The organism is Nocardia callitridis (assembly GCF_039543305.1).
In the GTDB taxonomy this organism is placed as follows: domain Bacteria; phylum Actinomycetota; class Actinomycetes; order Mycobacteriales; family Mycobacteriaceae; genus Nocardia; species Nocardia callitridis.
The window spans coordinates 178482-193031 of record NZ_BAABJM010000006.1; the positions used below are offsets into that span (position 1 = coordinate 178482).

At 65.1% G+C, this 14550-nt stretch carries 11 protein-coding genes; 8 read left to right on the plus strand and 3 right to left on the minus strand.

Translation table 11 applies throughout. The features are described 5' to 3' along the window. Window positions 1-258 precede the first annotated feature (258 nt). A complete protein-coding gene (locus tag ABEA50_RS25275; protein WP_345498469.1) occupies window positions 259-1446 on the minus strand; it encodes a DUF4041 domain-containing protein in 1188 nt (395 codons plus the stop codon). Then, window positions 1443-2606, minus strand: coding sequence for a hypothetical protein (locus ABEA50_RS25280; protein WP_345498471.1), 1164 nt, complete (start codon window positions 2604-2606; stop codon window positions 1443-1445). The genes ABEA50_RS25275 and ABEA50_RS25280 overlap by 4 nt, the downstream gene beginning before the upstream one ends. A 467-nt stretch (window positions 2607-3073) precedes the next feature. On the opposite strand from ABEA50_RS25280, the gene ABEA50_RS25285 reads away from it, so the two are divergent. The 6 genes from ABEA50_RS25285 (at window position 3074) to ABEA50_RS25310 (ending at window position 10049) form a co-directional block, all read left to right on the plus strand. Next, the gene (locus tag ABEA50_RS25285) at window positions 3074-4276 is read left to right on the plus strand and encodes a histidine kinase (RefSeq protein ID WP_345498473.1); all 1203 of its coding nucleotides are present in this window, start codon (window positions 3074-3076) and stop codon (window positions 4274-4276) included. Between the two features lie 57 nt (window positions 4277-4333). Then, entirely contained in the window at window positions 4334-5110 is a 777-nt protein-coding gene (locus tag ABEA50_RS25290) for a LytR/AlgR family response regulator transcription factor (RefSeq protein WP_345498475.1), read from the plus strand. Between the two features lie 349 nt (window positions 5111-5459). Further along, on the plus strand, window positions 5460-5828 hold the full coding sequence (locus ABEA50_RS25295; protein WP_345498477.1) for a hypothetical protein: 369 nt from the start codon (window positions 5460-5462) through the stop codon (window positions 5826-5828). A 27-nt stretch (window positions 5829-5855) separates the two neighbouring features. Beyond that, window positions 5856-7604, plus strand: a complete 1749-nt coding sequence (locus ABEA50_RS25300; RefSeq protein WP_345498478.1) for a sodium/solute symporter — start codon at window positions 5856-5858, stop codon at window positions 7602-7604. Between the two features lie 460 nt (window positions 7605-8064). Next, entirely contained in the window at window positions 8065-8421 is a 357-nt protein-coding gene (locus ABEA50_RS25305) for a DUF485 domain-containing protein (protein WP_345498479.1), read from the plus strand. Next, the gene (locus ABEA50_RS25310; protein WP_345498480.1) at window positions 8418-10049 is read left to right on the plus strand and encodes a solute symporter family protein; all 1632 of its coding nucleotides are present in this window, start codon (window positions 8418-8420) and stop codon (window positions 10047-10049) included. Before ABEA50_RS25305 ends, ABEA50_RS25310 begins: the two co-directional genes overlap by 4 nt. A gap of 35 nt (window positions 10050-10084) precedes the next feature. Here ABEA50_RS25310 and ABEA50_RS25315 read toward each other — a convergent pair whose 3' ends face one another. Beyond that, a complete protein-coding gene (locus ABEA50_RS25315; RefSeq protein ID WP_345498481.1) occupies window positions 10085-11794 on the minus strand; it encodes a CocE/NonD family hydrolase in 1710 nt (569 codons plus the stop codon). Window positions 11795-12198: 404 nt separating this feature from the next. Here ABEA50_RS25315 and proP point away from each other — a divergent pair, with 404 nt between their 5' ends. Further along, window positions 12199-13722, plus strand: coding sequence for a glycine betaine/L-proline transporter ProP (gene proP, locus ABEA50_RS25320; protein WP_345498483.1), 1524 nt, complete (start codon window positions 12199-12201; stop codon window positions 13720-13722). 59 nt (window positions 13723-13781) lie between these two features. After that, window positions 13782-14546: an ATP-binding cassette domain-containing protein gene (locus ABEA50_RS25325; RefSeq protein ID WP_345498485.1), complete on the plus strand. Its 765-nt coding sequence runs from the start codon at window positions 13782-13784 to the stop codon at window positions 14544-14546. Window positions 14547-14550: the final 4 nt, after the last annotated feature.

Below are 14550 nucleotides of genomic sequence, written 5' to 3' on the forward strand. Positions count from 1 at the left end.
GCGACCACGAGTTCGGCGCGTGCATAATGGTCGGAGTGCCGACAGCCACGCGGTAACGCAGCTACGCCCGCAGTACGTGACGAACGCCGTAGGGGTGGTGATTTTCTTCGGTATACCGATGGTCTTGCTGCTGATCACCAGGACCTTCACCGGCAATCTGGGTGTCGGTCCCGAACGTCAGGTGCGCCGCAGCAACGACGGCAGGTACCTCATCGTCCCTGCGCATCCCGCCTTTGCCGAGCGATTCGCGGCGCCGCCTCACGCTAGACGATCAGGCCAATAACCTTTCGATTGAAAATATTGGGTCGCTTCGGGAGAGTCGTTGTAGTCGAGAAGATTCCCCACCTTCTTGGCCAACACCCGCCGAACGTCTTCCGGTGTGGCGAAGAAGAATTCGCGACGTTGGTTGGCATGGTTCAGCCGCCGGCCGCCGAATTCTTTGTGTAGTTCGTTCTCGAGAGTCACTGCATCGTCGGAGAAGTAAATGGCATGGACATCGAATGGGAAAGGAACTGATGCGCCACCGAGTTCGCGGACTCGGTCGAGTGGTTCGAGTCTACGGGTGAGTCCGATTTTTACGACATCGGCGCCGAACGCTCCGATATTAGAAATGACGTAGACGTAGCCTGCGCGGATGTTGGCCGCGCGAAAGTCGTTCTGCGCAATAGCATCTGTGATGCGCGTTAACTGGTCGTTGATGTCTCCGGTGTCTTGCCCTGCTGCCGTGAGTCGCTGCAGCACAGCGCGGTAGTGGGCTTGCTCTTTCTCGAGTCGTTCACGTTCGGCGGCGAGTTCCTGTTCGACTTTGCGTTGCTCACGGAGCCGCTCACGTTCGGCACGGGCGGCTTCGCGTTCTTCCTGAACTCGCATCAGGTAGTCGGCCGTCAGCTCGAGTTCCTTGATTCGCACCGCGTGATAGTTGGGCGAGACATGCATTTGCATTGCCGCACCAAGCTTTTCGATGTCCTTGGCGGCTTTGTCGAGCCGTCTCCGCGCGGTGTCCAGATTTCCTGCTCGCATGGTGCGAACGCAGTTCTCGGCTTCGGCGTTGTATGCCCGCAGCATCAGCTTGGACAGGTCCGTGGTCAATCGGCGACCCTCCGCGAGGGAGTTGTTGAAGCTGAATTTTTTGGCGAGGTTGATCGCTGTTCCACCCTGCACCGCCGCACGGACTTCGCCGCGCAACTCGGCAAGAGCCTTCTTGTATTCGTCGGCATTTTCCAATGGGTGGTGATACTCGTAGATTCCCACTTCCTGCAACACCAGTGCGTCGTCTACGACGATGAGCCGAGGATCGTTCGGCGGCGGTTGTCCGGCAGCATGCGCCGGGCGGGCGGCGAGCTGGGCAGTGAGGTCTCGGACGAGATCTTGCAGGTCGGCCGATTCGCGTTCCTTGACGACGAGCATCTTGCGCAACCCGATGATCACGGCTTGTTGATCGGTCATCCACGCACTCCGTGATCTGCTAATGGAACCAGCCCGAAGGGGTTCGGGGACACTGCTGCCGAGAGGTGAGCCAATGTTTGTTTAGGGTCTACTCGCGCGAGGTCGAGGGCGAGAAAATCTGCTCGGTCGGTAGCAAGCTGAAGGAGGTCCGTGCGAGTATCGTGACCGGTCGCGCCGTCGACTGCGTTCACCGCGACGGTGAGTGCGATGCTGTCGATGATTGCCGCCCGGTCGGCTTCGAACACCTCGTGTACCGTGCGTAGGGCTGTCTGCGCTATCGCCGACGCGTAGCGACGCTTACGTTCTGCCATCGGTAGCGCGGTGGCGGTGATCTCGTCGTTGGTTTTGTTGTAGCGGAACGATTTCGTTGTGAGGAAGGCGTCGGGGCGCGGGGCCAACACAGTGATGCGCAATTCCTGATCTGTTGCGTCGAACGAATGTTCATAGGAGACCTCGAACGTCTCGGGATAGATCGAGTTGGCCAGCACGATGCCGACGTATTCGTCCATCGCTGAGGGCTTGCGCTCACGCAAACCGGCGATGAGCTGGTCCAGCCGAGCATTCGATTCGTTGATCCGGTGGCGCCGTTCAGTCTCGGCCCGCTCATGTCGTCGGCGCGCATCATCCAACTCCGCGGTACGTGCGGCTTCGCGTTGACGCCACTGCGCGCGGAGTTCCGCGTTCGCGGCGCATGTCTGGATCAATATCTGTTCCCATTGCCTGACGAGGCGCAGATGCTCTTGCTGTGCCGTTGCCAACTGAGCGGAACGCTTTCGGTTCCCGCCTAGAGCGCCAGACAGACCCGACTGTGGTGTTGGTGCGACAAAGCTCGGGCGATCCAGTAGAGGGCGATAGTGGGGAACAGCTGACAGGACAAGCAATTCGGGGCGATCGAACGGCAAGGACGACGCGGATTCGCGTAGCGACTCCAAATCCACCCAGTCGTCGACGTCCAGTGTCGCGTTGAGCAAATTGTCGATTTCGTCGAACGCAACGGCGAGTTGAGCGTTCCGTTCCTCGGCCGCTGCCTCGCGAGCGGCGATGTTAGCCAGTCGCGCGGCCCGCTGGGCAGCGGTGCGTTGAGCGGCAGAGGCGCGGATCGCCGCATCGGCGGCGCGTTGCTGCTCGCGCGCGAGTCGAAGCGACTCTCGCACCGCCACATTGTGCGAACGGATCGCTTCTCGCTGCTGCTGTGCCTGACGTTGCTGTGTGAGCCGCTGCTGATACTGCAACTCGGCGAAAAACCCCCTGCGTCGTGCCACTCGGCACCACCCTCTTTCGGTACCACGGTCGACTGTCTTCCGTGGGTTCGGAATAACTGTCGTAACAACGGCGCGGCCGTTACACGGCGTTGGCCGAGTTGCTCCGTGGTTCCGAAACGACCGGCAGAGGTGTCTTGTGGCGTCTTCGCGGATCGCCGGAGATCGACTCTCTCGCCACTCGATTCCCCGGGGAAGCTCCTGGGTGTCGCCGACAAAGCCCGTCGTGACGGGGACGCGAGTGAACAGGAATGTTCGGCTACGTCGGACGCCGCGTCGCCCGTTTCGTTCGGCCGATAACCCGTCGGCGGCGCGACCTGTCTGGATAATCAGGCGGTGATCGTTCGACTGCCGGTGGAGAGCCACGAATGACGACGGCTCTCGTGACGCTGGTTGCCTCGGCGGTATTGCTGCTCGGTATCGCGCTGCTGTGGTTGCGGACTCGGCGGGTGGTGACCACGCCCGCCGAGCGCGCGGTGCATGTGGCGCTACATACCGCCTCGCAGGCCGCGGTGGCGTTGCGGCGGGGGTTGACCGAGGAGGCCGCGCGGGAAGCCGCGCCGTTCTTGCGTGCGCTTACCGGTGGTGCGGGGTTGGGGATTGTCGGGGGTGATGGTGCGTTGTTGACGTGGGACGGTGCGCACGCCGACCGTACGGACGACTTCCTCGTGGCGGCCGAACGAGCACGCGACGAGGAGCGGGCCGTGCTCGTCACCGCGCCGGGGAACGGCGAATATCAGGATCGAACGGTTATCACGCAGCCGTTGGTGCTCGAAAGCTCCGGTGTCGCAGGCGCTTTAGGTGTTGTGGTCGTCGGTAAGCCGGGGCCGGGCCAGCTCGGCGCGATCAGTGATGTGGTGCGGTATGCCTGTGGACAGCTCGAGTTGGCCGAACTCGATGCTTCGCGGGCGCGGCTGGATCGGGCGGAGGTGCGGGCATTGCGGGCGCAGATCAGTCCGCATTTCATCTACAACGCGCTCAATACCATCGCGTCGTTCGTGCGCACCGATCCCGACCGTGCGCGCGAACTGATTCTCGATTTCGCCGATTTCACCAGGTACTCATTCCGTGCGGCGGGTGAATTCACGGTATTGGCCGACGAATTGGGCAATATCGAGCGATACCTCACCTTGGAGCAGGCGCGATTCGGTGCCGCACTGCAAGTACGGCTGCAAATCGCGCCGGAGGCGTTGGGGGTGGTGCTGCCGTTCCTCACGCTGCAACCGCTGGTGGAGAACGCGGTTCGGCACGGTTTGGCGGGTAGGCCCGGTGGCGGCACCGTGAGCATTGTCGCGACCGATGCCGGGACCGATTGCGTGGTCAGCGTCGAGGACGACGGGGTAGGCATGGACCCGGAGTTGCTGCGGTCGGGCGTGCTGGACGCAGTGCGGACCACGCGGCGAGCCGAGCGCTCGGTTCGCGAATCCGCGCATGTGGGTCTGGCGAACGTGGATGATCGACTGCGTGCCGCTTTCGGTGACGATTACGGGCTCGTGGTGGAAACGGCGCAGGGCGCGGGGACGAAGGTGAGCCTGCGGGTGCCGAAGTTTCGTGCGGGTATTCAGGTCTGAGCGGGTGCGGCGAAACGGGGTCATCGGTCGGCCTCCGGTGCTTAGGATGTGCTCGTTGTGACAGCAGAGAATTATGCGGCGGGCGGCGTACTACGTGTGCTCGCCGTCGATGACGAGCAACCGGCGCTCGATGAGTTGGTTTACCTGCTGCGCGCCCAACCCGAGATCGGCGAGCTACACAGCGCCGTCGACGCGACGACCGCATTGCGATTGCTCGGCGCGCACCAATTCCACGCCGTATTCCTCGACATCAATATGCCCGGCTTGGACGGCATGGAATTGGCCGGAATCCTCGCCGGATTCGCCCACCCGCCCGCCATGGTGTTCGTGACAGCACACGACGATCGCGCGGTTTCGGCCTTCGATCTCGGCGCGGTGGATTACCTGCTGAAACCATTGCGGCGCGAACGGCTCGGCGAGGCCGTACGCAGAATCGGTGCGGCGAAGGGCGCGGCGGGAAGCGACCAGAGCGAGGTCATTCCCGTTGAACTCGGCGGTGTGACAACGCTGGTGCATCGGTCGAGCGTGCGTTGGGTGGAAGCCGAGGGGGACTACGCGAGGCTACACACCGATTCCGGCGCGCACCTGGTGCGAATACCCTTGTCGGCGTTGGAATCCCGGTGGCAAGATGTCGGTTTCCTGCGGGTGCATCGTTCCTATCTGGTGGCATTGCGATTGGTGACCGGATTGCGAACGGTAGGCACCGCGACGATGGTATGTCTGCGGGCCGACGGCGAAACGGCCACCGTCGAACTGCCGGTGAGCAGACGCCACGTGCGCGAACTCAAGCAGCGGCTGGTGCGCGGCCCGCGCCGAACATGGACGCAACGATGACCGGCGGTAGCACGGGCGGCGGGTATCGCGACGAACTCGGTGGGTGCGACCGCTGCGGGCCAGCGACAGTGGTGGGTCGCCGAGACGGTGAGGTCGTCGAGCACATCCGCCCCACGGCGGGCAGCGCCTGTCGACACGGACGTGGCGAGGTCTTGTCGGCTTCCGCGCGGCCCACGGTCCACATCGTCGGTGCCGCGGCGCGGCGGCGAAAAGCCGACGGGGCAAGGATATCGAAGGCCGCGACGACTCCGGTTCGTGACGTCGCCGGTTGGCAACGTTGCCGGGTGCGGGGACGCGAGAACGGTGGCGTCATCGAGCACGGTCGGTCGCCGGCGATTGCGCGGCCGCGATGACCGGCCCACAGCGGCGGCCCGTCCGCGAACGGGTGGTGCTCGCCCAACGGCGGGGTGCGCGCAGGGTGCGGACTCGGGTGGAGGTGGCCGAGCAGACCGAGATCGGAGTCGTGTTGATCGACGGCCTGATTCGGGCGCAGTTGGGGTTGGCGTTGCGGATGAGCTTGGTGATCGTGGTGGCGCTCGGCTCGTTGCCGCTGCTGTTTCGGATCGACGCGGTGGCCTCGGCAGCGGTGTTCGGGATTCGGTTGCCGTGGTTGTTACTCGGGGTCGTCGCCTTGGTGCTGCTGTTCGTTGTGGGTGTGGTTTTCGTGCGGCTCGCGCAGCGCAATGAGAACGACTTCCTTGAATTGACTGAGGACTGAGATGCGCTCGTCCTGCGGTGGCCGTCGTTGAATACGACGATTCCCGTCGTCACGGTGGCCGCTTTGGTGGTTGCCGCCGTCGCCACTGTGGCAATCGGGGTCTACGGAGTGCGGCTCGCGCGCACGACCTCGGATTTTCTCGTCGCTTCCCGCAGCGTCGGTCCACGCTGGAACGCCGCAGCGATCTCAGGTGAATATCTTTCCGCCGCATCATTTCTCGGCGTTGCCGGGTTGATCGCGAAGTTCGGTGCCGATGCGCTGTGGTATCCGGTCGGCTTCACGGCGGGCTATCTCGCGCTGCTGCTGTTCGTCGCCGCGCCGCTGCGGCGCTCGGGGGCGTACACGGTGCCCGACTTCGCCGAATTCCGGCTCGGCTCCGTGCTTTTGCGTCGGCTTGCCGCGCTGATCGTGGTGGTGATCTGCGCGGTCTATCTGATTCCGCAGTTCCAGGGTGCCGGGCTGACCCTGCGCATTCTGCTCGGCGTGCCGGACTGGGTCGGTGCGGTTGTGGTGGGTGTCATTGTCATCGCGAATGTGGTCGGCGGTGGAATGCGTTCGATCACGCTCGTGCAGGCATTCCAGTATTGGCTGAAGCTCACCGCGGTCGTGCTGCCCGCGCTGGTGTTGCTCGGCCATTTTCTCGCCGAAGACCGACAGCTCGGTGAGCAGGCGCCACCGACCGTCTCCGAGCGCACCACCGTGGATATCACCACTGACGTAGTGGTGCAGATCGGTGTGGCACAACCGGTGTCGATCACCGGAACGCTCGACGGTCGTGCGGTCGACGGACGCGAACTACTCGACGGGCCCCACGAACTCGCGGCGGGCACCCGGCTTACGCTCGAGCCTGGCAGCGCCGTTCCGGTCGTGGCGGGGGCGCCGGGCGACGGCGCGAGCTGGCTTACGCCCGGCCACGGGTTCGGTCAGAAACACGCTCTCTACCAGGTCTATTCGCTGATCATCGCAACTTTCCTCGGCACAATGGGACTCCCGCACGTGCTGGTGCGGTTCTATACCAATCCCGACGGCCGCATCGCTCGCACCGCGGCGCTCGCGGTAATCGGGTTGGTCGGTGTGTTCTATCTGTTTCCGGTGCTGTTGGGCGTGTTCGCCCGGCTGTATGTGCCGCAGTTGTTGATCACCGGCACCTCCGACGCGGCGGTGGTCCTGCTGCCCGGCGCGGTGTTGTCCAGTGTGCCTGGGCAATTGCTCGCGGCACTGGTGGCGGCGGGAGCGATGGCGGCATTCCTGTCGACGTCGTCGGGACTGTTGGTGAGCATCGCGGGCGTGCTCGGTACCGACATGTTGCGCGGGCGAATTCGCGATTTCCGGTTGGCAGCGTTGGGCGGGGGAGTGCTACCGCTCGGGCTGTCGGTCGCGGTTACCTCGCTCGACCTCTCCCGGACGGTGGCGTTGGCTTTCTCGGTGGCAGCGTCGACACTGTGTCCGCTGCTGGTGCTCGGTATCTGGTGGCGACGGCTCACCGCGACGGGGGCGGCCGCAGGACTGGTTGTCGGCGGGCTCACCGCGGGCGGCGCCACCGCCGTGTCGGTGTCCGGCGGCATACCGTCCGACATCGGCGGTGGTTGGCCCGCAGCTGTTCTCGGCTATCCGGCAGCGGTGAGCGTGCCGCTGGCTTTCGCGACCATGGTGCTTGTCAGTGTGCGCACCAGGGGCATGGACCCGCGTGCGGTGGGCCGGCTCTTCGTCCGAATGCACGCGCCCGAACGGCTCGGTCTCGGGGCCGATCGGGAGCGCACACTGCGTTCCAGGTGAGTGTGCGCGCCCTCGGCAGCCGCACTTCGCGCGTCGAGGCGAAGGCGGCAGTTGAGTGGTCTCGACGCCCGCATGGTTGGTGGCCTCGGTCGGGCCGCGTCGCACCCCCCACCGTCGGTGCGGCTCGTGTGCGGCATTGCGACCGGGCTCCCTTACCGACACGCTTGCCGCACCGATTCGAGCCATGGTGCGCGACCTGATGCGTGAGCGTCGTCTGGAGTCGGTGCGGGACTGTGGTGTTCGTGTTGGTGCGGTGTTGCGCGCTCACGAGATCAGTGCGAGACCTGGCCTCGCGCGCACACGGCGGTGATCATGCGTCTGCCGTTCGTCGCGGTGGAGCGACCGCTCACCGCACGGGGACGCGTGTTCATCGAGTGACGCCCACCACACCCGCTGTCCCGCCGTAGCGTCGCCGACAAGGAGAACTCGCCACACGCTCGCCACAAGCTAGGACGCCCCGATGACCGACGTCGACACTTCCGACGCAGTACCGAGGCGGATACCCACCGCCGCGGAGTTCGCGGACATGCAAGCAAGCCCGGAGTTCCAGGAATTGCGCAATCGCTTGCGGCGCTTCATTTTCCCGATGACAGCACTGTTCCTGATCTGGTATCTCGTCTACGTGCTGCTCGGCGCCTACGCCCACGATTTCATGGCCACCCAGGTATTCGGTGAGGTCAATGTCGGGTTGCTGCTCGGCCTGGCGCAATTCGTTTCGACCTTCCTGATCACCGGCCTCTACGTCCGGTTCGCGGGCAAGCAACTCGATCCACGCGCGGCAGCCATCCGCGACCAGCTCGAAGGAGAGCAGGCGTGAACACCACCTATCTCGCGGCGGAAAGCACCGTCGGCAATCCGGCCGCGAATATCGCGATCTTCTGCGCGTTCGTCGCGATCACCATGGTCGTGGTGATCCGAGCCAGCCGCAACACTCGCACCGCCGCCGACTTCTTCACCGGCGGCCGCAGCTTCTCCGGACCGCAGAACGGCATCGCCATTGCCGGTGACTACCTTTCGGCCGCAAGCTTTCTCGGCATCGCGGGTGCGATCGCCGTCTACGGCTATGACGGGTTCCTGTACTCCATCGGATTCCTGGTCGCCTGGTTGGTGGCGCTGCTACTGGTCGCCGAAATGCTGCGCAATACCGGCAAATTCACTATGGCCGATGTGCTCAGCTTCCGGCTGCGGCAAGGCCCGGTCCGCACGGCCGCCGCATTGACCACACTCGCGGTCTCGCTGTTCTACCTGCTGGCCCAAATGGCCGGTGCCGGTGGACTTGTCGCGCTGCTGCTCGATGTTTCCAGCAAGACCGGGCAGTCGATCGTTATCGCGGTCGTCGGCGTGCTGATGATTGTGTACGTGCTGGTCGGTGGCATGAAGGGCACCACGTGGGTGCAGATCATCAAGGCCGTCCTGCTGATCGCGGGCGCGGCCGTGATGACCGTCATGGTGCTCACGAAATTCGGTTTCGACATCTCCGGTGTACTGCGCTCGGCCCAGGAGAAGGTGTCCGGGTCCGCCAGTGCGGCGGTCGCGGGCCGTGACGTGCTCGCGCCGGGTGCGCAGTACGGCGAAAATGCCACCTCCAAACTGAATTTCGTGTCTCTCGGTGTGGCACTGGTGCTCGGGACTGCGGGTCTGCCGCACGTTTTGATGCGCTTCTATACAGTGCCGACCGCGAAGGAAGCGCGCCGATCGGTCGTGTGGGCGATCGGGCTGATCGGCGCCTTCTATCTGTTCACCCTGGTGCTCGGTTACGGTGCCGCCGCCATCGTCGGCCCCGACCGCATCCTGGCCGCTGCGGGCGGACAGAACTCGGCGGCACCGCTGTTGGCGTTCGAGCTCGGCGGCGTCGTCCTGCTCGGTGTCATCTCCGCGGTCGCCTTCGCCACCATTCTCGCGGTGGTCGCCGGACTCACCATCACCGCGGCGACCTCCTTCGCCCACGACATCTACGCGGGCGTGATCAAGCGCGGCAAGGTCGACGAAGCCAAACAGGTTCGCGTATCGAGGATTACCGCTGTCGTGATCGGCATTCTCGCCATCGGCCTCGGTATCCTCGCCAACGGTCAGAACATCGCGTTCCTGGTGGCGCTGGCGTTCGCGGTGGCCGCGGCGGCGAACCTGCCGACCATCCTGTACTCGCTGTTCTGGCGCCGGTTCAACACCACCGGTGCGCTGTGGAGCATGTACGGCGGGCTGATCTCCACCATCATCCTGATCGTGTTCTCGCCCGCTGTCTCGGGAAACAAATCCGCGATGGTTCCCGGCGCCGACTTCGACTGGTTCCCCTTGTCCAACCCCGGAATCGTGTCCATCCCACTGGCTTTCGTACTCGGCATCGTCGGGACGCTGGTCGGCCCGAAGGACGATCCCGGCAAGGCGGCGGAGATGGAGGTCCGCTCGCTTACCGGGGTCGGCGCCGAAAAGGCGGTCGCGCACTAGGTTCGACCGCGCTGGGTTCGGCGCCGACCTCGTCGTCAACGGTTGTTCTCGACCGTGAAGGTCGGCGCGATCCCCGGCAGCGGTTTGGTGTTCACCGCCAGGTAGGTGTCCAACCACGGTGCGCGTGCGCCGGGAGTCGGTGTGTCATGGGCGGGATCGTTCGTGGCGAGGTCCAATTGGGCATCGCGCACGGTGATCGTTTCGTTCGAGGGCGTGTCGATCCAATCGTTGTCCAGGTATCCCGGTGCGATGGTGCCGAATTCGACGGCAAGGGAGTGCCCGGCCTGGATCGTCCAGTCGGTCGATCGCAGCTCGATATTCGTCGTGCCCGGCCGCACCGTCGAGACCTGCCGGTCGAAACCCGAGGCGCTACCGTCCGGTGCTACGTCGTAGAGCGTGACCATGAGGTTGCCGTGCCCCTCGGTGGGTACCGAGATTCGTGGCGTTCCGGTGATCCTGGTGTCGTGGGCGAACGGCTCGGACCGGTGCACGAAGGTGTTGGCCGCCCCCGGTGCCGCGCCGTCGTCCACATACGATCCACCGCCGAGGCGCGTGGTGGCGTTGCGCTCGACCACGGGCCAGGTGTCCTGTGCGCGCCAGGCGCCGGTGCTGTCCTGGACGGCGAAGGCAGGGTAGTTCTCTTGCGGCGCTATACCTTTCACGTACTGGTCGAAGAACGACATGGTCTCCCGCAACCAGCCGTCCCTGCCCGTGGCGAGTTTTCCGTCCGGCATACGCTCATTGCCTCGGCGGTGATCCCACTGACCGAGCCAGCCGCGCTCGGGCCCCTCGTGGTTGTCGAGAAATTCCTGGACGCCCTCGGCCTCGGTGTTCCATTCGAGGAAACCCTGGGTGATGAAGATCGGCGTGTCGGTGCCCTTGGCGTTCGCGGCGAAATCGCGTGCACGCCAATACTCGGAGTCCGGGTCGGCGATCTGGTAATCGGTGGTGTTCTGTAACAGGCATTCCGGGTGCTTCTTCTCGTACGCGGCGTTGTCGCGGTAGTGCTCGTCGTCGTCCGGTAGTTGCGGCAGGTCGGCGATCTGGTTGTAGGTGCCCGACGCCGCGACGATGGTCGTGCGCGGCACGCCATTGGACCGGAAGTTGCGGTGCAGGTCCCAGATGGGTTCTTGCGCCACTACGGCTTTGAGCGCGTCTTGGCCGAGATTGTTGCCCGCGAGCCCGGTAATGGCGTCGAAGGACTTGCCGTACATGCCGACCGAGCCGGTGGACCACGGCTGCTCGGCCGCCCAGTCGATCGCCGCCTTGACGTCGGCCTGTTCACCGGGACCGGCGAAGTCGAGGCACCCGGTGGAGCCACCGAAGCCGCGCACGTCCACCATGACCAGCGCGTACCCGCGATCGAGCAGGCCGCCGTCGTTGACGAGGTCGCCGAAACGATCCGAAGGCCCGGTGTGCGCGAAGTGCTCGTCGGCCTGCTGTCCCGAGTGCCCGAAATAGGCACCGGCCGAGAGAATGACCGGAACCTTCGCGTCGTCGGCGAGCCCCTCCGGGCGCAGCACGTCGGCGTGCAACTGCACCTCGGATCCGTCCGAGGACGGGAAATAGTGCTGCGTCCACTTCGCGCCCTCGGGTACGCGATCGTTTTGCTCGTGGGTGACCGCGTTATCGGCCGTGGCGACGGCCGGGGTCGGGTTGTTCTGCCCCGTACCGCAGCCGGTGAGTGTGACGCCGAGCGCCAGGGCGAGTGTGGTGGCGGCTGCTGCCGCGCGCTCTCTGTTCATCAACCGCATGAATAGAGCACACACCATGCCGCAGCGGCACACTCAAGTCCGCGTGCGGAACGCGTTTTGCCCGCGCATCCAGCGCTCCGGGGGTTGGCAGCCCACCAGTACCATGCCGCACTGCCCGTCCTGCGTCGTGAATCTCGCGACCCGGTGGACGCGCCCAACCGCGCCGCAGACCTGATCCCGGCGATGGCGCTCGGGTTTACCTGACCCCGACAGCGTCGCCGCGCCCGGGTCGCGTCGCGAATCTCGCGACCCGGTCAACGCACCCCACCGGCGTCGAAGAGCTGATCCTGGCAGCGAGCGCTCGGGTGCGCCTGACTCCGACAGCGCCGCCGCGCGCTTACGATGCGCAGTTGATAGCGGCAAAGCATGACTCGTACAGATTGGGGAGCGTGGCGATGCCACAGAGCGACGGTCGCAAGTCGGCTCGCGAGATTGTGCAGGCGCTGCCGCGCCACGTGCGGGTGGATTCGCTGCGGCGGCTGCGTAAGCGCGGTAAGCCGCTGGCGTTGAAGGACATCACGGTGGTCGACGCCGGGATGCTCAAGCGGGCCGTGGTCGCCGCGTCGCTCGGTAACTGCATGGAGTGGTTCGACTTCGGTGTGTACAGCTATCTCGCCGTGGTCATCGGGAAGGTGTTCTTCCCCGATGTCGGCGCCGGCGTGCAGGTGCTGGCTTCCTTCACCACCTTCGCCGCGGCGTTTCTGGTGCGCCCGCTCGGCGGGCTGTACTTCGGTCCGCTGGGCGACAAGATCGGGCGGCAGAAGGTGCTGGCCACCACCATGTTGATGATGGCGGGCTCCACCTTCGCGATCGGCTTCATCCCCGGCTACGACACCATCGGCATCTTCGCGCCGATCCTGTTGCTGATCTGCCGGATGGTGCAGGGCTTCTCCACCGGCGGCGAGTACGGCGGCGCGACAACGTTCGTCGCCGAGTACTCCCCGGACCGCAGGCGCGGCTTCCTCGGCAGCTGGCTGGATTTCGGCACCTTCACCGGCTATGCGGCGGGTTCGGGTCTGGTCACCCTGCTCAATGCCACGCTCGGCGAGCAGGCTGTGCAGGATTGGGCGTGGCGGTTGCCGTTCTTGATCGCGGGGCCGATCGGCGCCATCGGCCTCTACATTCGGCTCAAGTTGGAGGACACCCCGGCCTACCAGGAGCAACTGGATTCCCACGATCGTGAGATGGCCGAGCAGGGCACCGGCAACAATCGCTGGCAAGAGGTGAAGATGATCTTCACCCAGCACTGGCGTTCGGTGACGATCTGCATTGGGCTCGTGCTGCTCTACAACGTCACGAACTACATGGTGACCGCGTATCTCCCGACCTACATGACCGAATCACTGAACCGCTCCACCACGACCTCGGACCTGTTGGTGCTGTGCTCGATGGCGCTGGTGGTCGTGCTGATCACGTTCGTCGGCCGCGCGAGCGATCGTTACGGGCGTCGTCCGGTGTTCCTGGTCGCCGCCGCGGCGCAGGTTGTCTTCGCCATTCCGTGCTTCCTGCTGATCCAGCAAGACGGTTGGGTGCTACCGCTGCTCGGTGTCCTACTGCTCGCCGCGCTGCTCGCCGGATTCGCCGGACCAAGCGCCGCGACGCTGCCCGCGCTGTTTCCGACCGTCATCCGCTACGGCGCGATGGGTATCTCGTTCAATATCGCGGTGTCGGTGTTCGGTGGTACCACCCCGTTGGCCAACACGGCCCTGGTGGAGGCGACACACAATTTGATGATGCCCGCCTACTACCTGATCGTTTCCGGTCTCATCGGCATGGTGGCGGCGTGGTTCCTGAAGGAATCGTCGTTGCTGCCGCTGAAGGGTTCGCAACCGATGGTGGGTACCAAGGAGGAGGCACAGGAATTGGTGACTACCTCGGAGTGGGCGTTGGCGGAAATGCGGTCGGGCGACTCGCGGTAGCCGCCGACCCGCGCCCCGCCGCGGGTTTGCCGAGGCGATGCGGTGGTATTGCGCCGAGGGTGACGCGTCCAGCACCGAACGCAGCATCCGGCAATAGCGCGGCATCCGGTCATCCGGATTCTGCGTCGTTCGCCGACGAGGCTCCGAGACGGTTCGAGGGTGTCGAGTTGATCGCGCGCGGGATTACCGCGTGCGGTCGTTCCGGATGCGCGTTCTCGGCGGTGTCGCTGGATGTGCCCGCGGGCGGGCTCGGCGTGGTGGTCGGCCAAGGCGGATCGGGTCGTACCTCGTTGTTGCTCGCGTTGGCCGGTCGGCTGCGGATCATGGCGGGCACGATCTCGGTCGGCGGGCACCGCATTCCCGGCGCGGGACGTGCGGTCCGTCGGCTGGTTTCGGTGGCACGGGCAGCGCCCGCGGTCGATCTCGACGACGAATTGCGGGTCGGGGAACTGATGGACGAGCGCGCCCTCATCGGCGGCGCCGACGGGGACGCCGTCGCCGAGACGATGGACCTGTTGCGAGTCGACGCACCCGCGGCCATGTTCGTCGGTGAACTACCGGCGCATCAACGCAGTTTGCTCGCGGTGGCGCTGGCGGCCGCGGAATGGCCGTCGGCGGTGTTCCTCGACGACGCCGACCGTGGTTGCGGTGCACGCGAAGCCGACCATGTCTGGTGGGGCCTGCGTACCCTCGCCGCGCACGGTTGCACCGTGCTCGCCAGCAGCACCCTCGTTCCCGCCGTGTGTTTCGAGGACGAGTCCATTCCGGTGTTCGAACTGCCACATCCGACGCAGCGCGACCAGATCGCGTTCGGTGAGGAGTGAGGCG

Coding starts and splice junctions, on each gene's coding strand:
- ABEA50_RS25305 (WP_345498479.1), top strand. CDS start 8,065: ATGACCGACGTCGACACTTCCGACGCAGTACCGAGGCGGATACCCACC.
- ABEA50_RS25275 (WP_345498469.1), bottom strand. CDS start 1,446: ATGACCGATCAACAAGCCGTGATCATCGGGTTGCGCAAGATGCTCGTC.
- ABEA50_RS25285 (WP_345498473.1), top strand. CDS start 3,074: ATGACGACGGCTCTCGTGACGCTGGTTGCCTCGGCGGTATTGCTGCTC.
- ABEA50_RS25315 (WP_345498481.1), bottom strand. CDS start 11,794: ATGAACAGAGAGCGCGCGGCAGCAGCCGCCACCACACTCGCCCTGGCG.
- proP (WP_345498483.1), top strand. CDS start 12,199: ATGCCACAGAGCGACGGTCGCAAGTCGGCTCGCGAGATTGTGCAGGCG.
- ABEA50_RS25295 (WP_345498477.1), top strand. CDS start 5,460: ATGACCGGCCCACAGCGGCGGCCCGTCCGCGAACGGGTGGTGCTCGCC.